Annotated in this window: 21 protein-coding genes; 15 read left to right on the plus strand and 6 right to left on the minus strand. The window is 40.6% G+C overall.

All coding sequences use genetic code 11. From position 1 onward, the window contains the following. Positions 1 to 174 precede the first annotated feature (174 nt). Both EJ995_RS07070 and EJ995_RS07075 read left to right on the plus strand, forming a co-directional pair. Positions 175 to 501, plus strand: coding sequence for an acyl-CoA thioesterase (locus EJ995_RS07070; protein WP_241234606.1), 327 nt, complete (start codon positions 175 to 177; stop codon positions 499 to 501). Between the two features lie 13 nt (positions 502 to 514). Beyond that, positions 515 to 1075: a pyridoxamine 5'-phosphate oxidase family protein gene (locus tag EJ995_RS07075; RefSeq protein ID WP_126447018.1), complete on the plus strand. Its 561-nt coding sequence runs from the start codon at positions 515 to 517 to the stop codon at positions 1073 to 1075. Here EJ995_RS07075 and EJ995_RS07080 read toward each other — a convergent pair. Genes EJ995_RS07080 through ribD form a run of 3 tightly spaced genes read right to left on the minus strand, consistent with a single transcriptional unit; the run spans position 1072 to position 3634 of the window. Next, the gene (locus EJ995_RS07080; RefSeq protein ID WP_126447020.1) at positions 1072 to 1680 is read right to left on the minus strand and encodes an IMPACT family protein; all 609 of its coding nucleotides are present in this window, start codon (positions 1678 to 1680) and stop codon (positions 1072 to 1074) included. The two genes, EJ995_RS07075 and EJ995_RS07080, sit on opposite strands and share 4 nt — an antisense overlap. A 56-nt stretch (positions 1681 to 1736) precedes the next feature. Then, positions 1737 to 2603, minus strand: coding sequence for an EamA family transporter (locus EJ995_RS07085; RefSeq protein ID WP_126447022.1), 867 nt, complete (start codon positions 2601 to 2603; stop codon positions 1737 to 1739). After that, positions 2600 to 3634: a bifunctional diaminohydroxyphosphoribosylaminopyrimidine deaminase/5-amino-6-(5-phosphoribosylamino)uracil reductase RibD gene (gene ribD / locus EJ995_RS07090; protein ID WP_241234607.1), complete on the minus strand. Its 1035-nt coding sequence runs from the start codon at positions 3632 to 3634 to the stop codon at positions 2600 to 2602. Before ribD ends, EJ995_RS07085 begins: the two co-directional genes overlap by 4 nt. 77 nt (positions 3635 to 3711) lie before the next feature. Here ribD and EJ995_RS07095 point away from each other — a divergent pair, with 77 nt between their 5' ends. Genes EJ995_RS07095 through EJ995_RS07110 form a run of 4 tightly spaced genes read left to right on the plus strand, consistent with a single transcriptional unit; the run spans position 3712 to position 8368 of the window. After that, complete coding sequence (locus tag EJ995_RS07095) at positions 3712 to 4188, plus strand: GNAT family N-acetyltransferase (RefSeq protein WP_126447024.1); 477 nt, start codon at positions 3712 to 3714, stop codon at positions 4186 to 4188. Between the two features lie 8 nt (positions 4189 to 4196). Next, complete coding sequence (prmC, locus tag EJ995_RS07100) at positions 4197 to 5054, plus strand: peptide chain release factor N(5)-glutamine methyltransferase (protein WP_126447026.1); 858 nt, start codon at positions 4197 to 4199, stop codon at positions 5052 to 5054. Positions 5055 to 5060: 6 nt separating this feature from the next. Further along, positions 5061 to 7133 (plus strand): NAD-dependent DNA ligase LigA, encoded by a 2073-nt coding sequence (gene ligA / locus EJ995_RS07105; RefSeq protein WP_126447028.1) that lies wholly within the window; start codon positions 5061 to 5063, stop codon positions 7131 to 7133. A gap of 11 nt (positions 7134 to 7144) precedes the next feature. After that, complete coding sequence (locus EJ995_RS07110; protein WP_126447030.1) at positions 7145 to 8368, plus strand: hypothetical protein; 1224 nt, start codon at positions 7145 to 7147, stop codon at positions 8366 to 8368. A 182-nt stretch (positions 8369 to 8550) separates the two neighbouring features. On the opposite strand, the gene EJ995_RS07115 is transcribed toward EJ995_RS07110, so the two are convergent. The 3 genes from EJ995_RS07115 to EJ995_RS07125 are packed head-to-tail and all read right to left on the minus strand — an operon-like array spanning position 8551 to position 10915. Beyond that, complete coding sequence (locus EJ995_RS07115) at positions 8551 to 9177, minus strand: hypothetical protein (protein ID WP_126447032.1); 627 nt, start codon at positions 9175 to 9177, stop codon at positions 8551 to 8553. Positions 9178 to 9188: 11 nt separating this feature from the next. Then, positions 9189 to 10124 carry a bifunctional metallophosphatase/5'-nucleotidase gene (locus tag EJ995_RS07120; RefSeq protein WP_126448894.1) on the minus strand — a complete coding sequence of 312 codons (936 nt, stop codon included), beginning with the start codon at positions 10122 to 10124 and terminating at the stop codon, positions 9189 to 9191. Beyond that, on the minus strand, positions 10124 to 10915 hold the full coding sequence (locus EJ995_RS07125; protein WP_241234608.1) for a 5'-nucleotidase C-terminal domain-containing protein: 792 nt from the start codon (positions 10913 to 10915) through the stop codon (positions 10124 to 10126). The genes EJ995_RS07120 and EJ995_RS07125 overlap by 1 nt, the downstream gene beginning before the upstream one ends. A 36-nt stretch (positions 10916 to 10951) precedes the next feature. On the opposite strand from EJ995_RS07125, the gene EJ995_RS07130 reads away from it, so the two are divergent. From EJ995_RS07130 to EJ995_RS07170, 9 genes are all read left to right on the plus strand, one after another. Then, positions 10952 to 11458: a DUF6913 domain-containing protein gene (locus tag EJ995_RS07130; protein ID WP_126447034.1), complete on the plus strand. Its 507-nt coding sequence runs from the start codon at positions 10952 to 10954 to the stop codon at positions 11456 to 11458. 1 nt (position 11459) lies between these two features. After that, positions 11460 to 12359 carry a 4-hydroxy-tetrahydrodipicolinate synthase gene (gene dapA, locus EJ995_RS07135; RefSeq protein ID WP_126447036.1) on the plus strand — a complete coding sequence of 300 codons (900 nt, stop codon included), beginning with the start codon at positions 11460 to 11462 and terminating at the stop codon, positions 12357 to 12359. Positions 12360 to 12411: 52 nt separating this feature from the next. Further along, complete coding sequence (locus EJ995_RS07140) at positions 12412 to 13215, plus strand: outer membrane protein assembly factor BamD (RefSeq protein WP_126447038.1); 804 nt, start codon at positions 12412 to 12414, stop codon at positions 13213 to 13215. 18 nt (positions 13216 to 13233) lie between these two features. Continuing rightward, positions 13234 to 13557, plus strand: a complete 324-nt coding sequence (locus tag EJ995_RS07145; protein ID WP_126447040.1) for a DNA-directed RNA polymerase subunit omega — start codon at positions 13234 to 13236, stop codon at positions 13555 to 13557. Positions 13558 to 13563: 6 nt separating this feature from the next. Then, positions 13564 to 14769: a bifunctional phosphopantothenoylcysteine decarboxylase/phosphopantothenate--cysteine ligase CoaBC gene (gene coaBC / locus EJ995_RS07150; RefSeq protein WP_126448896.1), complete on the plus strand. Its 1206-nt coding sequence runs from the start codon at positions 13564 to 13566 to the stop codon at positions 14767 to 14769. Beyond that, a complete protein-coding gene (gene porD / locus EJ995_RS07155; RefSeq protein ID WP_126447042.1) occupies positions 14744 to 15652 on the plus strand; it encodes a type IX secretion system protein PorD in 909 nt (302 codons plus the stop codon). The genes coaBC and porD overlap by 26 nt, the downstream gene beginning before the upstream one ends. A 196-nt stretch (positions 15653 to 15848) precedes the next feature. Further along, positions 15849 to 17495: a DNA repair protein RecN gene (recN, locus tag EJ995_RS07160; RefSeq protein WP_241234609.1), complete on the plus strand. Its 1647-nt coding sequence runs from the start codon at positions 15849 to 15851 to the stop codon at positions 17493 to 17495. 32 nt (positions 17496 to 17527) lie between these two features. Further along, positions 17528 to 18334: an enoyl-ACP reductase FabI gene (locus EJ995_RS07165; RefSeq protein ID WP_126447046.1), complete on the plus strand. Its 807-nt coding sequence runs from the start codon at positions 17528 to 17530 to the stop codon at positions 18332 to 18334. A 53-nt stretch (positions 18335 to 18387) separates the two neighbouring features. Beyond that, positions 18388 to 19386, plus strand: a complete 999-nt coding sequence (locus EJ995_RS07170; protein WP_126447048.1) for a glycosyltransferase — start codon at positions 18388 to 18390, stop codon at positions 19384 to 19386. Positions 19387 to 19392: the final 6 nt, after the last annotated feature.

Consider the following 19392-nt stretch of genomic DNA (forward strand, 5'->3'; position numbering starts at 1 on the left):
AAAAAACCGAAATTGGGTTTGATTTTTTACAAATTTAATTGCATGCAGGATAGAAGTCGAACTACCTAATTTTAATCCTTAAATTCTATGAAAACATCGTACATCGATATACTGCCTAGGTATTCAGAAACAGATCAAATGGGCATAGTTCATCATTCTAACTATTTGATATACATGGAACAAGCTAGACTTGAGTGGTTGAATAATTTAGGTTTTTCCTATCAAAAAATGGAGGAAGATGGCATCCTTTTACCTGTGTATCAAATAGACATAAAGTATAAAAATCCGATTAAGTTTGGTGATCAAATTAAGGTTAAAACTACCCTTAGGAATATCCCTACAACTAGGGTAGAGTTTGAGTATGAAATTAGCAATAACAGTAACCAGATTTGCGCTACGGCAAGTCTAACGCTTGTGTTCACTGATGCCAAAACTTTTAGACCCAGAAAACCGTTAGAATCCTTTCTTGAAAAATGTAAAAAAATGTCTTGGGACGATTAACAGCAACAAGAAAATGAGAGAAGATTTACAAGAATTTTTCGATAAAGTGGTTACAGAACTTAGAACCGGAATGGTAAAAAGAGGCCATCCCTATAAATATGTCACTCTCGCTACCATTGATTCAAAAAACTCACCTGTTTTGCGTACCGTGGTTCTTAGACAAATTACCCAAGATTTGATAGGAACCATTTATACCGATTCTCGATCTAACAAAGTGGTACACATAGAAACCAACAGCAGTGCAAGTATACTTGCCTACCATAAAGGGAAGAAGTTGCAAGTCTCACTCTCTGGAACATTAATGAAGATTGAGGATCAGGAACACATCAAAGCATTATTTCATAAAGTAAATCCCAACGCTTTAAAGGATTATACTACAGCTACTGCACCAGGTTCTACAATTGGCGATCCATCGCAAGTGACCTATAATCCTAGGTTGCTCAATTATTTCCAACCGCTTGAGTTTGTGACTAGTTTTATTGAAGTATTGCAATTGCAAGATCCGTTGCATCACCGTGCACGTTTTGTAAAACAGCCCGATGGATCGTGGAATGGTGACTGGCTCACTCCTTAATCAACTGCCACGCCTGTTATTGGGTACATTTTATTGACTTCTTCAACAACTTCTTCCTGTTGCGATTGAGGAACGGCAATAATCATGCGACAGGTATGTGTAAGTTCTTGTTGTTTAATGGTGTAGTTATTGGCGTCTATAAAGCGCATCACTTGGCTCATTTGCGCGTATTCAAAATCGATCTGCACCTCGCTGGTAATCAATCGTCGCATCAATCTTGCGGATTCTAAACTTAATCTTGCGGCCTCACGATAGGCCTGTATCAAACCGCCAACTCCCAACTTTGTCCCACCAAAAATTCTTGAAACAACCACCAAAACATCACTCACCTCATAGGCATTGACTTGAGATAATATAGGATCGCCAGCGCTGTGATTGGGTTCACCATCGTCATTGGATCGGTAATGATCCTCGCCAGCGCCTAGTTTCCATGCATAGCAATGATGACCAGCCTTAGGATATTTATTGCGTAAGGGCGCTATCAATCCTGGGACATCTTGCTCATCGTTTAAGGGAAATACGTGTCCATAGAATTTACTACCACGATCCTTGTGCAAAACTTCTTGCGTTGCTTCTGTAATCGTCAAGTAGCTGTCTGCACTCATGTCTATTACTGGATGGTAAGTTTAAGAGATTATAATTTTTTATTGCTGTTGGGTAATTACGCTTTCGCGAAAGCTATCAAAATAATAGCCGCTACTGCGACACCTATACCTATGTAATTCTTAGGAATCAACCGTTCCTTAAAGATCAATATTCCCAGGGCAGCTGTAAAAAGAACGGTACCCACATGATTAATCGGGAAAACCACACTACTCTCCATATCAGTCTTTAATGCGCGGATGATGAAAAATATCGAGAAATAGTTGGGAACGCCCAAAACAATTCCAGCGAGAATAGATCGGCCGTTCAAATAGTTGCCCTTGAACGCTTCATATACTAGCACAAGCGTACCCACGATAAAGGCAATCGCAAAACAAGTCGCGCTAAACAACGGCTCGTCGCCAGAAGGAACATGATTCTTTTCTGCATATTTGAGTGTGGTGTCGATCACGCCACTACCTATAAATAGAATGATAGGTAACGCCAGATAACCTTTGGTTAAATCAATGCCGCTCTTTTTCTTGAGGCTAGCCAGGTAAACGGCCACCAGAGCGAGAAGTATTCCTGCGATTTTGAGCAATCCCAAAGATTCCTCGTACACCCAAATGCCAAAAACCACTGGAATCACCAGTGACATCTTGCTAGCGACTGCCGCGACCGACAGGCCATTTTTTTGACTCGTGAGTGCCATGACATTAAAAATGCTGAAGAATAAAATGCCTAAACCTGCTGCGTACACGAGCCAGTTAGCCTCAGGAATGCTGGATATTGATGTATCGCCTTGATACATAAAATATCCAGTAATCGCAGCAACTAGATAATTAATCACAATAGCGTGCAGCGTATTTACTTTAAATACACTGAAATATTTGAAAATCACATACAGCAGACTAGATGTCGCGATGCTAAGAATCAACCACATCATGAGCGTGAGAAGATTTTATACACGTCGTCTTTAATGAGCTGTCTTGATTTCATGATTGCATTTTTGGGAATGATTGGTGCACTAATACCTTCTTTGAAATAGATTTTGGCACCCATGAATTGGTGGATTTCATCCCAACAATCGTTTTCTATAAATAGATCCAGTGTCTTGCGACCACCTTCTATGATAACTGATTGAAGTTGATGCTCATATAGAGATTTAATAATATTCTCAAAGCCGTTGCTAGGATCAATATTAATAGTTGGCGCTTCCTTGTTATAGATGTTGCTATGTACGTCAAGATTTCCTTTGGCGTCAAGTACGATGCGTGTAGGATTAATGCCACTCCAATCGCGAACGGTTAGACTTGGGTTATCTGCAACTAAGGTGTTGGTACCTACAAGAATTGATTGTTCCTGTGCGCGCAGTTTGTGTACGAGTTGCCTTGAGTACTTATTAGTGATCCAGACTGGCTCACGTTTGTCTCGCTTTACTGGCGCTATGAAACCGTCTGCAGTTTGTGCCCATTTCAAAACTATAAATGGACGGTGATTTTTATGGTAAGTAAAAAATCGTTTGTTTAATTGGTTGCATTCTTCTACCAGGACATCTGTTATCACCTCTATGTTTGAGTCGCGTAATAATTGCACGCCGCGACCCGCAACTTTCTTGTGTGGATCCAGTGTTCCTACGACCACTTTGTTGAATCCTTTGCGCACGATGAGGTCTGCACATGGTGGCGTTTTGCCATGATGTGAACATGGTTCTAGGTTTACGTATAAGGTAGCTTTCGCGAAAGCGGAATCGTTCCAGCCTCGCTGCTCTGCATCTTTGATCGCGTTGACTTCGGCATGCGGTTGACCTGATTTGTAATGAAAACCTTCTCCAAGAATGTCGCCATTTTCACCAACAATCACACTACCTACCAAAGGATTGGGATAGGTAGTTCCTAAACCATTGCTGGCTATATCTAGGCAGCGTTGCATGAATTTATCGTGTTGAGACATGCTCGCAAAAATAGGTTTTGCCATTTTAAGAATTGCTCGACGCGATTAACTTTAGCTTATTTCTATACTTTGCCTTATCCATACCTTGTATTTTTGATTGCATGAGAATACGACCTATAAAGCCGCAGGATAACGAGGCTGTAAAAGTTATTATACAAAGTGTCATCATGGAGCATGGTGCACCTAAAGAAGGTACTGCTTACAGTGATGCTGCAACCCAATCTATGTATGCGGCATATCAAAAACCACGAGCAGCATATTTCGTTCTAGAAAGCGTAGGAAAAATCATGGGCGTTGCTGGAGTAGCTGAGCTGGATAACTATGATGGTAACGTTTGCGAATTACAAAAAATGTATTTCCTGCCTGAAGCTAGAGGTAAAGGTCATGGTAAGAAGATGATTGAGCTATGCATGGCTACCGCTCGCAAATTTAAATATCAGCGCATGTATCTAGAGACCATGGATAATATGTATGATGCACAAGGATTGTACAAACGTGTGGGTTTTTCTATGCTGGATAAGCCAATGGGCGGCACTGGTCATTATAGTTGTCCCATTCACATGATACTAGATTTATAATTGCTGCAATGACGCTTCAAGACACTGAAAAAACATATCGTGATCGACTACAGGAATTATATCCTGTTGAAGAGATTGATTCTATCCTCAAAATTGTATGCGAGGATTTACTCAACTGGAGTCGTGCAGACATCATGATACGCGGTGCGGAACCACTTACTCACTTAAATGAGCAACTACTTCTCAATGCACTTGCGGAGCTAGAGACAGGAAAACCAGTGCAACACATCACAGGCAAATCCCATTTTTCCGGTCACGTATTTACCGTCAATGATCAAGTGTTAATTCCACGTCAGGAGACTGAAGAACTAGTAGATTGGGTAATCAAGGATTACCGCAAACATCCTAAGGTCACAATTCTTGATATAGGAACAGGCTCTGGTTGTATAGGAATAAGCCTAGCAGCAACTTTAAAAGAATCTAAGGTCACGCTGGCAGACATTTCGCCAGAAGCCCTAAAAGTTGCTATGAACAATTCTCAGAATGTTCTCAAGGATAACAAAGTAGAGCAAAAGCAACTAGATATCTTACAGATAGAAAATCTGCCTTTCTACGATGTTATTGTTAGCAATCCGCCGTATGTGCGAGAACTTGAAAAATCAGAATTACATACCAACGTACTGGATCACGACCCATCGTTGGCCTTGTTTGTTCCTAATAGCGATGCGCTCAAGTTTTATAGTGCGATATTAAAGCTAGCAAAGCCACATTTTAAAACAGTCGTGTACTTTGAGATCAATCAATATTTAGGCAATCAAATGAAGGAACTAGCGGCGAGTTTGGGATTTGAGTATGAGCTGCGGCAAGACCTAAATCGCAATGACCGCATGATGAAATGCTGGCAAGAACAAATCTCACAAGATTAATTAGCTATGGAAATAAAGAAGCAAATAGAAACACTGCGAGCAGAATTAAGGCAATACAATTATGAATATTATGTACAGGATAATGCCAGCGTTTCTGATTTTGAATTTGATAAAAAACTAGAGCAACTCAAAGCGCTAGAAGCTTCACATCCAGAGTTTGCAGATCTATCAAGTCCTAGCTTGAGAGTAGGTGGTGAAATCACTAAAAACTTTAAAACCGTCAAGCATATCAATCGCATGTACTCGCTTGACAACTCTTATGATGAGAACGATCTCAAGGATTGGGAAACACGCAATAGAAAGATAGTGGATGGCGATATCCAATATGTTTGCGAGTTGAAATACGACGGTGCAAGTATTAGCCTGCACTATGAGCAAGGCAAGTTTGTCCAGGCCGTAACTCGCGGTGACGGCTCACAAGGTGACGATGTAACAGCAAATGTGCGTACCATCAAATCAGTACCGTTACAACTACAAGGCGATAACATCCCAGAAAAATTTGAGATACGAGGCGAGATCGTTTTGCCATGGGATGGATTTCATAAAATGAATGAGGAACGAGAGGAACAAGGTCTAGAACTGTATCGCAATCCGCGTAATACGGCTAGCGGTAGTTTGAAATTACAGGATAGTAGTGTCGTCGCTTCAAGGCCGTTAGAATGTTTGCTTTATCAGTTGGTTGGTGACAATTTGCCTTTTGAAACCCAATACGCAGGATTAGAAGCAGCACGTTCTTGGGGCTTTAAAGTGCCGCAGGAAAGTGAATTGGTAAGCGGTGTTGATGGCGTTCTTGATTATGTTCAAAAATGGGATGAGCGTCGCAAGGATTTACCGTATGAAACTGATGGCGTTGTAATTAAAATCAATAGTCTTAGACAACAGGAAGAACTAGGTTTTACAGCCAAAGCACCTAGGTGGGCGATGGCCTATAAGTTTAGTGCAGAGCAAGTATCAACCATTCTTGAGGAAATAACCTATCAAGTGGGCCGTACGGGCGCGATCACGCCTGTGGCAAATTTGCAGCCTGTAGAGATATCGGGAACTACCGTGAAACGAGCTAGTCTGCACAACGCTGATCAAATAGAGCGATTGGATATAAGAGTCAATGATACCGTCCATGTGGAAAAAGGTGGCGAGATTATCCCTAAAATTGTTGCTGTAGATTTACTACAACGACCAGATTATAGCGAGCCAACAACCTATGCAACGCATTGTCCAGAATGTAATACAGCCTTAGAACGTAAAGCTGGCGAGGCGCAACATTTTTGTCCCAATGACATAGGTTGCCCACCACAAATTAAGGGTCGCATCCAGCATTTTATTTCACGCAAGGCAATGGATATTGACGGCATTGGTTCAGAGACGGTCGATCAATTGGTTGAAGCAGGAATGATCAATAATTATGCAGATTTGTATGATCTAACCGCTGATGACATCTTACCGCTGGAACGCATGGCACAAAAAAGCGCAGAAAATCTAGTGCAAGGTGTAGAGGCAAGCAAACAAGTAGAGTTTGAGCGCGTGCTATTTGCTTTGGGAATACGATATGTGGGTGAAACGGTCGCCAAAAAACTAGCGCATCACTACAATAGCATGGACAAACTCATGGCCATGCCGGCATCAGATGATTCAGAGTCTGACGACTTATTTAGTAGTGTAGACGATGGTTCCGCTTTCGCGAAAGCAGAAAAAATACAAGAGTTAATTGCAATTCCAGAAATAGGAGAACGCATTGCAGAATCGGTTGTAGATTTTATTACGGACGAGAAACATCGCGAAATAATCGGGCGTTTGAAACATCATGGACTCAATATGAAGTTAAGCGAGAAGCAGCTGGAAGGTCAAACAGATATTCTGGCAAGTAAAAGCATCGTCGTCTCTGGAGTATTTGAAATGTCTCGAACCGACCTCAAAAAGCTCATCGAGAAAAATGGTGGTAAAGTAAGCAGCTCAATCTCATCAAAAACAGACTACCTCATAAGAGGTGAAAAAATGGGCCCATCAAAACTTGAAAAAGCTGAGAAGTTAGGTGTAGAGATGATCAGTGAGGCTGAGTTTCTAGAATTGATTGCCAACTAAAACTATTGATTATGAAGTATCTGATTACCGTATTGATTGTAATATTCACTGCTAATGCCGTCGCGCAGGATTGGAATGCAGGAGAACTGCTAAAATCCATTGAGGTTGTCGATCCTATTGAAGCTCTGGGAAATTCTTTGAACCGTGTCAAAATGCAAAACGTGGAATCGGCAGATCCTAAGGCAAGCGCCATGGTCATAACTTATTATGAACTGGACGGCGATAGTCTTAAAAAATATAATGAACGCACTATTTCCATAGAAGAGGAGCGCAGCATTCAACCCGAATGGAGGTTTGTCAAGCAGAGAAAACTAGAAAATACGACCACAGCATTAGAGTTCGTCCGTGACGGTAAAACTTTTACCAGACATCACTTTATAGTTGATGGCGACCAGCTAATAACCAAATATTCTGAAACTGATAGTATTTCCTACCACTATGATTTGAAGAAAAGATTAGTAAGAACAGATTATTTTGAGCAAGAGGCAAGAATAAGAGATGGCAGCGTGGCTTATGAAGATGAGCAGTCTGACAATGGCGAGATGATCGTCAATGAAGAAACGGTGATTCAGGACAATGATGGTGATTATGAGGATGTAGAATTAATTGAAGAAGCTGCTGAGGTAATAGAAGTCGTAGAAGATGAATATACAGACGACATCATACGTTTGTTGCCAGCGCCTGTAATGAAACCTGTAAAAACTACCTTCTATACATATTATGAGAATGATAGAATTACCTCCATCCGTACTATTGAAAATCAAGCCTATCAGTACAATCCACAAGTAGATCTATTGACTGATAAATTAAAAAGCTTTACTTATGACGGTGAGAGAATGCTCACAGCGATTGAGTCAAAACGGTCGCTGGAAACCATTAAAGATCTTCCAGCAAATAATTCACTCGTTTACTGGGTCGAGAATGTAGTAGATGATCAAGTTCCATATAAAGTAGCAGAAACTGACATTGCACTTTCTTACACTGATGAGCCTAACGTATTTACACTTACAGAATATAGAACGCGACAAGGTGAGCGCAAACAACGAGTGAGTGTTTTGATAACACGAGGCAAGAACGGCGTGACCAGTATGGAAGGAACTAGTGATAATTATCGTTTCTTAAATACCTTTGAATATGATGAGAACGGCTACCTAATTAAAGAAACCGAGGAATCTTACAGAGATGGAGCGCTAGCAAGAAAATTGGTCAAGAAACGCGAGTTCTTGTATGAATAGTCAGGCTTTTTTTTATTGAAATAAGCGTCAAAGAATAGGTATTCTAACCCTTAATCAGTAATGGTCTCGTACACGTCTCGTATCGTTCAAATCAGCGATAAATTTGGCGATTTCTAAATACGCTTTAACTTCGATTAAGCAACTTCATAGCAATGAGTAAAATGTGTGATTGTCCACAGTGTTTACGTACGCTTTAGTTCAATGACTCCAAAAACATTATCATAACCGTATTTTAAATAGGCGTCAATTCCTTTATACACTTCTATTTGATAATTATATAAATCCGATTTTATTTTTTTGAGTTTTCTTTTCAACTTTCGATTCCTCTTCGGTTTTCTTTCCAGTAATCCGTAAGAATTGGCAATTGCATTTTCTTGTCGATATTTAATACTGTCAATGATATATGTTGTGTAACTTTTGTTTTTGAAGTCATCGTAAATAACATAGACTATTCCATCCACTTTGTTGAGCAGTGCTTTTCCGTCCTTCTCAATGTGAATTTCATTCAAAAAAGGATTGAAACCGTATTGCTTTATTTGGTTCGCGTCTTGTTTCGTTTCTTGGTCAGATTCTATTAAGATATTTCCCTCGTTGTTTGAGTAAGTCAGTTTTATTCTCAGTTGAGGTTGCATATGCACGTGAATAGAAATTAGTTCGACGACTGAGTCATTTTTAAATTCTAAATAGTGGTCTCGATTGATACTGTCAGAAGCTATTCCGTAATATACTTTGTTAAATTCCTGCGCATAAGATTCGCACGCAATGAGGAAAATCAGAAGAGTTATTAAAATTCTCAATGGTTTTTTCACATTGTGGGCAATTATATTTCATAAACAACCTCACTACCAGCTTCAAGGTTCCCTTGATTCATATAAAAATCGATGCGGCCTACATTGATACCGTAGCAGCCTACCTGGTTAACCATTACCGTTTTTCCAGCGGCGTTAGTGACCAGTTCTGGTTTATCGAGAAATGTATGCGTGTGACCACCTATGATCAGGTCGATGCCGCTGGTGGCTTTGGCGAGAGAGATGTCACTCACTTTATCGCCGCGATAGCTATATCCTAAGTGCGACATGCAAATCACAAGATCGCAGTTTTCTTCCTCGCGCAGCATTTTGACCATATCGCGAGCACGTTCTACAGGATCAAGGTATTGAGTTTCCTTATACATGCTAGGAGCAACTAATCCTTGCAATTCAATACCAATACCAAAAAGTCCTATACGCACGTCATCTTTAACAAAAACACGATGCGTTCTAGTCTTCCCATCCATGATGGTGTTTGAGAAATCATAATTGGAGATGACAAAATCAAAATCAGCATGCGGTAATTGTTTGTAAAGACCATCAATACCATTATCAAAATCATGATTCCCTATAGTTGCCGCGTCATATCCCATCATGGTCATGAGTTTAATCTCTAATTCACCACCAAAAAAGTTGAAATAAGGCGTGCCCTGAAAGATATCACCACAGTCCAACAACAGTGTGTTTGGATTTTCTGCTCTTACTTTATTTATCAATGCTGCTCGACGGGCAACGCCACCACGACCATCATTGCGACCACCGTTGATGGGCTCAATGTGAGAATGAGTATCGTTAGTGTGTAGGATGGTGATTTTTTTAGTTCTTAGTGATTTGTCTGCTTCAATAGTTGAACTAAAAAATCCATTTGCTATGGCTGTATTGCTCCACAAACCAGCACCTACCATCATTCCAGCGGTGGTGTTTTTAATAAATTTTCTGCGTTGGATCATGGCGTATTTTTTTGAGCGAAGCGATCGTCTGCTTTATAGCCTAGAGTATCGGTCATTTTAAAGTAGTCAATCATTGCATTGCGTATTTTGTAATCTGTTTTATAGCTGGCAACAGCCTTAGTAAAAAACTCCATATTGTCGCCGCCTGTGAGCAGGTAATCACTGGTCGCGACGTAGTAATCGCGATCATAAGCTATTGGTTTGCCATCCAGTAAAATTTCAATTGCTGTATCACCATCCATTGTTATTTTAAGTCCATCGATGGGATGCGCCTTCTTTCTCTCTACAAGGTAGGCAACTAGTTCTCTCATTTGTTGTGGTTGCAATTGTGCGACCACGATCTCATTATCAAATGGCATAACTTCATAGGCAGTGCGCGTCGTGACATATCCTGCATCGATTCCAGCCCGGATTCCACCATGATTGAGTAATACCATATCTATATCGTTACCCGTACGGCTTTTTACGACCGCTGTGGCTTGTTCTCTCACGATACCAGCCATCAAATTTCCTAGTCGCGTGTTGAGCGGCGTATCATTTTTATACATCGCCGCTGGATTGAAACTTAGCGGGTCGTTCATTTCCTGATCAAGACGTTCTTTGTAAGGTGCGATGAATCTCTCGAAAGTACTTACAGTAGCTTCTGTGGAGTCAATTTGCTCTTGCTGATAGACTGTTTTTTCTAGGGTGTAAGTTTCTGTCTTGCAAGATGTTGATAGTAGTAACGCTTTCGCGAAAGCTAAAACAACAAAAACTCTCATGCGCCCTTGTAGCAACTGTGTTATCATATGTGATTGTTATACCTTTGTGGTAAGTAAAAGTACATGATTTTTGACGTATTAAAGCATCGATGGCTGCGCCTTGAGGAGCAAAAAATCAAGCAAATGGGACGTGATCGCAGCATCTCGTCGATGGATAGTGCGATTGTTCTTTACAATACCGATGAGGTGCCGGATTTGACGGTTTTAAAAAGCTGGAAAGAGCTTCTAACTTTGAAAGAGCTCACTCCTGTAGGATTTACTAGCGATAAAAAAGCAGTTGCAAGACCTAATGAGGTGTTGCTTGATGAAGGTGCGATCAAATGGTCAGGCGGCCTGGCGAGTGATGACTTAAAAGAATTGTTGAGTAAAAAATTTGATCTTCAAATCAACTTTTTAAACCATACTACAATTATGCAGTCCTATGTATTACATGCCTTGCACTCAAAATTGAAGGTAGGTTTTCCTACTCAAGAAGAGTCGCATTATGACATTGCAATTGATGTAGGAATGAAGGATGTAGATACTTTTACTCGTGAGTTAAAAAAATATCTAACGATTATAAAAAATTAAAATGCAGGAACTTATAGGTACTGGCGTGGCGCTGGTAACACCTTTTACATCTAAAGGCACAATCGATCACGATTCATTAGCACGACTGGTGCAGTTTCAAATTGACAATGGTACTGATTATCTAGTAGTGATGGGAACCACTGGAGAAAGTGTGACTCTAACAAAAGAAGAAAAACAAGCAGCGATAAAAACCATCATTAAGGCCAACGACGGCAATTTACCTCTAGTAATAGGGATAGGTGGTAGCGATACACAAGTAGTTGTGGATCAAATAAAGGCTACCGATCTGGAACCTTTTTGTGCGATACTTTCTGTCTCGCCTGCATATAATAAACCCAGTCAACGCGGTATTTATGAACATTTTAAAGCTGTAGCTGCTGCCACTGACAAACCTATCATCTTGTATAATGTTCCTGGTCGTACAGGATCAAACATGGCGGTGCAAACTGTTGTGAGATTAGCTCACGATTGTGACAATGTCATTGGGATCAAGGAAGCCGCTGGCGATCTCGTACAAGCGATGAAACTGATACAGTATTCACCCAAGGATTTCATGGTGATCTCTGGCGACGATATGATTGCTTTGCCTATGACACTTGCTGGTGGCGCTGGCGTGATTTCGGTGATAGGGCAAGCCATGGCTAAGGATTTTAGTGATATGATACGTTACGGTCTTAACGGCGATGTTGATAAGGCGTATGAACTACATTATCAACTTGCAGCAAGTATCGATATGATTTTTGAACAAGGGAATCCTGCAGGAATCAAGTCGTTGCTCAAGCATTTAGGTATCTGTGAAGAATTTGTAAGATTACCACTAGTGACTGTTGATGATGATTTGCGAGCCAGGCTTCAATCATTTCTAGAGTCATACCAAAACCAAGAAGAAAGCGTTCAATAATTGAACTGTCAATAGGCAAAACGATACATTTGCCGTCCAGTAAATCAAGTAGATGAAGAAAAGTTTATTACTAGTACTCACAGCTATCGTTATTGCTAGCTGTTCCAATTATCAAAAGGCGCTTAAATCAACTGATAACCAGTTTAAAATACGCACCATCGATAGTTTGTATAATAAAGAGAAATATACTAAAGCTATTAATCTACTGGAGCAAGTTGTGCCTCAATATCGCGGTACTGATAGTGCAGCACCGCTAGCACTTAAACTCGCTAATGCATTGTATTTTGACAGGCGCTATCCAGAAAGCGGTTATCAGTTTGAGACTTTCAAGAATAGTTATATCACCAGTCCCAAAAGGGAATATGCCACTTTTATGGTAGGTAAAAGCCTCTATGAAATGGCACCTATCTATTCCAAAGATCAAGCACCTACTGAACGTGCAATGGCCAAGTTTCAGGATTATATCAATACTTATCCTAATGGCGAGTACGCTGACGAGGCAAACGCCTTGACGCAGGAACTGCGATTAAAGCTCGATAAAAAAGCCTTTGAAATTGCCCTACAATATTATAAACGAGCACCTTACCTTAATTTGAGAGGTGGATTTGTAACGGCGATAACCAGCTTTGAGAATTTTATCATCGAGCATCCTGGATCGGAATATCAGGACGATGCCCATTTCTATCTCATTGATTCACAGTACAATTATGCTATTAGAAGCGTGCCTGTATTGATTCCTGAAAGACTTGAAAAAGCTAAGGAATATTATAATACCTTTGCAACTCGTTATCCAGCGAGTGAATTTCAAGAAGATGCACAGGATTTGCTGGAAAAGATCAACGATTTTAATAACTAAGAATTTTACCCAATTACTATGGATACTAAAAATCTAAAAGCACCCAATACAAGTGTAACCTATGATAGAGATCTTCTAACGGCTCCAACAGGTAACATGTATGAAGCGATTTCTATCATTGCAAAACGTGCAGAACAAATAAATTCTGAAATCAAGGAAGAGCTTATCGAGAAGCTTGAAGAATTTGCTACTTACAATGACTCTCTAGAAGAAGTGTTTGAAAATAAAGAGCAGATTGAGGTTTCAAAATTCTATGAGAAATTACCAAAGCCACATTCTATCGCAGTAGAAGAGTGGATGGATGGTAAAATCTATCACAGAGACACCAGCGTTTCTGAATAATACATGATGAGTATTTTAAGCGGTAAAAACATATTGCTAGGTGTTACTGGTGGTATCGCTGCTTACAAATCAACTTTCCTAGTGCGCCTGCTTGTAAAAGCGGGCGCTGCTGTTAAGGTGGTAATGACGCCAGCAGCTAGAGACTTTGTCACGCCGCTTACCTTATCTACACTTTCAAAAAATCCCGTATTGTCATCTTTTACTAATGAAGATGATGAAAACGATTTATGGAATAATCATGTAGAGCTAGGTCTTTGGGCAGATTACATGATAATTGCGCCAGCAACTGCCAATACATTGTCCAAAATGGTCACTGGCAACGTCGATAACTTGCTGCTAGCTGTTTACAGTAGTGCAAAGTGTCCCGTGTATTTTGCTCCAGCCATGGATCTTGATATGTACAAGCATCCATCAACTACTGCAAATTTTGAACATCTCGAGGAATACGGTAACATTATGATTCCTGCTGGCGATGGTGAACTGGCAAGTGGGCTATCAGGAAAAGGCCGCATGGCAGAGCCTGAAGAAATCATCGAGTTTGTCCAGCAATCCATATTAAAAAATAAACCACTGTACGGTAAGAAGTGCCTGATAACCGCTGGTCCGACTTATGAGGCGATTGATCCCGTACGTTTTATAGGCAATCACAGCAGTGGTAAGATGGGCAGCGAGTTAGCTCATCAATTGCTAGATCAAGGCGCTGAGGTAACGCTGGTCATGGGACCTAGTCAAGTGACAACTTCAAGTTCTATCAATAGACTAGATGTAAAGAGCGCCCAAGAAATGTATGATGCCGTTCATGAACATATCAGCGATCAGGATATTGCCATATTTAGCGCTGCCGTGGCAGATTATCGTCCTGCAAATCCGGCGGACAGTAAAATAAAGAAAAGCGAGGATACGTTATCTTTAGAACTCGTGAAGAATCCAGATATTCTGGCGAGTGTAGGTGCGTTACAGCATCGACCTTTTCTCGTAGGCTTTGCTCTAGAGACAAATGATGAATTGGAGCACGCTTTCGCGAAAGCAAAAAAGAAAAACACCGATCTACTCATCTTAAACTCCATGCGAGATAAAGGTGCAGGTTTTGGTACAGATACTAACAAGATTACCATGATCCATCGATCAGGCGAGCATCAGGAATTTGCTCTAAAATCGAAGGCTGACGTGGCAAAAGATATTGTCAATGAAATTATTAAACAGGTCGTTTAAACTCGCCATACTTCTATTATTTATTGGTGCTTTTTCAACAGCCCAAGAATTCAATATGACAGTGCAGGTAAATGCGCAAAACGTGGCGCAGCCAGATGCATCCGTATTTGGGACGCTGGAACGATCTATACAAGAGTTTATCAATAACACTAAGTGGACTGACAAGGAATATAAAGATCACGAGCGTATCGATGCCAGTATGATCTTTGTGGTGTCAAATTTTGAGAATAATATTTTTGAGGGTAATTTCCAGTTGTCTTTGTCTAGACCTGTATTCAACTCTACGTACGCTACTAACACGTTTAATTTCAAGGATAACGATATACGTTTTCAATATGTTGAGAATGAGCCGTTGTTTTATAACAATGCCCAGTTTGAGAGTAATTTAATTTCTCTTTTATCCTTTTATGCTTACACGATGTTAGGTATTGATGCAGATACGTTTGCCTTGCGCGGTGGTGAAGAGTTCCATGAGGAAGCGCAACAAGTCGTCAACCTAGCGCAATCATCAAGAAACGTAGGCTGGAATCCTAATGATGGTAACGGTCGTGTTTCAAGATATCGATTGAACAATGATATGCTGTCAGAGACCTATGCAGCCTATCGTCAGGTCATGTTTGATTATCACCTTAACGGGCTAGATAAATTTGCGCTCAATCCTAAAGAGGTCAAGGAGAATTTACAAAGCTACATAGGACAATTTGAGGAATTGAGTCAACGCCGTCCTAACAATCTCTTGCAGCGTACCTTCTTTGATGCCAAGGCAGACGAGATCGCCAATATCTATTCTGGTGGGCCAGCGGTGAATATTAGAGATTTCAAGGCTTTGCTACAAAAGCTAGCGCCTAATCAGTCTTCTAAGTGGCGCAATATAAAGGTCTAGGTTCAAGAAACTTCTTGATTTGACCTTGTAAATGTCTCGATCATTTGTACAATTCACGTGATTATAATTTGGCTCACGAGGCATTGCGCATCGCAAGGTGATTTAGTAACTTTCCATCTTAGGACACTTTCAATATTACCTAAGTAACTAATCTGTAAATCAATTGCTTACCCACATTCACATTCAAAATTATGCCTTGATAGACGAGCTTGATCTTGATCTGTCTGCTGGTTTAAGTATGATCACTGGTGAGACCGGAGCAGGTAAGTCCATACTTTTGGGAGCCTTAGGATTGGTCACAGGAAAACGAGCAGATTTAAGTGCCGTCCGTGACACCAGCAGTAAGTGTATTGTTGAGGCTCACTATGACATTAGCAAGCTAGAATTAGAGGATTTCTTTACAGAATCTGGACTAGATCACGAGCAGCAAACCATACTGCGTAGAGAAATTTTACCATCGGGAAAAAGCCGCGCTTTCATTAATGATAGCCCGACGACTTTGTCTATAATGTCTCAATTAGGCGATCGACTTATTGATATTCATTCACAGCATCAAACCTTGCAGCTCTCTACCGATGCTTTTCAAGTCGAGGTACTCAATGCTTATGTCAACCATCAAACTAAGAAAGCAAAAGTAACTGGAGCCGATGTGCTACAGGATTATCAGGCAACACTCAAATCATACACACAGGAGCTTAAAAAGCTTAAAGAATTAGAAAGCAAACAAGCTGCCCTTATTAAAGAATCAGACTACAATAGTTTTCTACTCAATGAACTTGAAGATGCCGAACTAGATGGTGTCGATGTTGAACAGCTAGAAACCGAAAACGAGCAATTAAGCAACGTAGAACTCATTACAGAATCTTTGCAAGCAGTTGATTACGTGATTTTAAACGATGATCAAAATGTGCTGGATCAATTGCGTGATGTGCAATCTCGCATTAAAAGCATAGAAGGTTTTTCTACTGATTATAAGAGTTTGAAAGAGCGATTGTCATCGGTTATTCTGGAGTTGGAGGATTTGCAGGAAGAAAGTAGCAGACTCACCGATAATCTAGAGCAAGATCCCGAGCGATTGGAGCATATCAATATGAAGCTAGCACTGATCGATAACTTATATCGCAAGCATCAAGTAGATTCCGTTAAGCAATTGTTGGAGTTAAGAGATGAGTTAGCCGATAAGGTGCTTACCTCGCAAAGCATCGATGGCTCCATTAAAAAAGCAACGGCAGCCATTTCACAAACTGAAAACTCTTTGAGAGATTTAGGAAAGCAATTGCATGAATTGCGTTCTAAGCATCTTGCTTCATTAGAACAACACATACTTACTACGGTAAAAGAATTAGGAATGCCTGATGCACAGTTTAAGGTGCGTTTGCAAAAGCAAGAAACCTTCTTGTCTCATGGTATGGATATAATCCAGTTCACATTTACAGCAAATAGAGGATCAGACTTATTGCCGCTTGATAAAGCAGCTAGTGGTGGTGAGCTGTCGCGATTGATGCTCGCGATTAAAGCATTGCTTTCTCAATGCAAGCAGTTACCCACGATATTATTTGATGAGATTGACACCGGTGTGAGCGGCGCCATTGCAGATCGCATGGCCGTTATTATGAAAAATATGGCGTCCAGCATGCAAGTGATAACGATCACACACTTACCACAAATTGCAGCGGCAGGCGCACAACATATGGTGGTGCGCAAACAGGTAATCAATGACCGTACGGTTTCAACCATCCAGAATCTAGATAACGATAGTAGGATGGAAGAGATTGCTCAAATGTTGAGCGGCGGCGTTGTGTCAAACGCAGCGAGAGAAAACGCACGCATTTTACTTCAATAGATAATTTTATATTTGCGACTTACAATTAACTTATGGCTTACAACTTACTTAAAGGAAAACGAGGTATCATTTTTGGCGCATTGGACGAGAATTCCATCGCTTGGAAAACGGCAAAACTTGCTCACGATGAAGGCGCAACCTTTGTATTGACAAATGCTCCTGTAGCGATGCGTATGGGAGAAATCAATAAACTGGCAGAAGAAACCGGCAGCGAGATCATTCCAGCAGATGCAACGAGTATAGAGGATCTTGAAAACTTGGTCTCAAAATCTGTTGAGATCTTAGGTGGGAAACTTGATTTTGTACTTCACTCCATAGGTATGTCAGTCAATGTGCGTAAGGGCAAACATTATACTGATCAAAACTATTCATGGACTGAGAAAGGTTGGGACGTCAGCGCCGTTTCTTTTCATAAAGTGATGCAAACCTTACACAAGCACGACGCCATGAATGAATGGGGTAGCATTGTTGCACTTACTTATATGGCTGCACAACGCACGTTCCCAGACTATAATGATATGGCAGATAACAAAGCGTACCTTGAAAGTATTGCTAGGAGCTTTGGGTATTTCTTTGGTAAGGATAAAAAAGTACGTGTCAATACGATATCTCAATCACCAACACCTACTACGGCTGGTAGCGGCGTGAAAGGATTTGAAGGTTTCTTGAGTTATGCAGAAAAGATGAGCCCGTTAGGTAACGCAACCGCTCAAGACTGTGCAGAATATACGATGACACTATTCTCTGATTACACTAAAAAAGTTACCATGCAAAACCTTTTCCATGACGGTGGTTTCTCAAATACTGGTGTGAGCCAAGAGGTTATCGAGAAATTTTAAAAAACTTAAATTCATTAAATTAAAAGGCTGTCTCAACAGCCTTTTTCTGTTTTATGCAGCCACTAGAATACTCCTTTATCATACCTGTTTATAATCGACCAGATGAGGTCGAGGCATTACTCTCAAGCCTATCTCGATTAGAGTTTGAACGTGCATTTGAGGTGGTAATCATAGAAGATGGTTCTATGGACCGCTGTGATGGAGTATGTTCTCGCTTTCGCGAAAGCTTAAACATTTCATACTTCTACAAGAAAAACACAGGCCCTGGAGATTCTCGCAATTATGGCATGCAACACGCCAACGGAAATTATTTCATCATACTCGATAGTGATTGTATCATCCCAGATCAATATTTGAATCATGTGGACGCTTACCTGAGTATAAATTATGTGGACTGTTACGGTGGTCCAGATGCTGCTCATGAGAATTTCACAGTTCTGCAGAAGGCGATCAATTACAGTATGACATCTATTTTAACTACTGGCGGCATACGTGGCGGTGATGTGCAGGTGAATAAATTCCAGCCGCGCAGCTTTAATATGGGATTGAGTAAAGAGGCTTTTGAGGCGACAGGTGGTTACGGCAATATTCATCCTGGTGAAGATCCAGACCTGAGCATACGTTTGTGGAATGCAGGATATAAAACAGCGCTTATAAATGAGGCACATGTTTATCATGAGCGGCGTACCTCATGGAGATTATTTTACAAACAGGTTAGAAAATTTGGGATGGTGCGAGTGATTCTTAACAAGTGGCATCCTTCAACAGCAAAACTTACGTATTGGTTTCCCACTTTGTTTTGTGTCTTTGTCGCAATGGCGATTTTGTGGGCAATCTGTGGATGGTTCTGGTATCTCTATCTCGTCTTAGTTTATGTAGCAATCGTATTTATTCATTCTACTTTTAAGAATGGATTTAAGGTAGGTACCTATAGTGTTATGGCAACATTGATTCAATTTACTGGATATGGATTGGGCTTTTTGACTAGTTTTATACAAATCAATGTAAGAGGTCGTGACGAGCGAGAAGCATTTCCGCATTTATTTTTCTAACAAGAT

Origin of the sequence: Nonlabens ponticola (assembly GCF_003966335.1) — a bacterium.
In the GTDB taxonomy this organism is placed as follows: domain Bacteria; phylum Bacteroidota; class Bacteroidia; order Flavobacteriales; family Flavobacteriaceae; genus Nonlabens; species Nonlabens ponticola.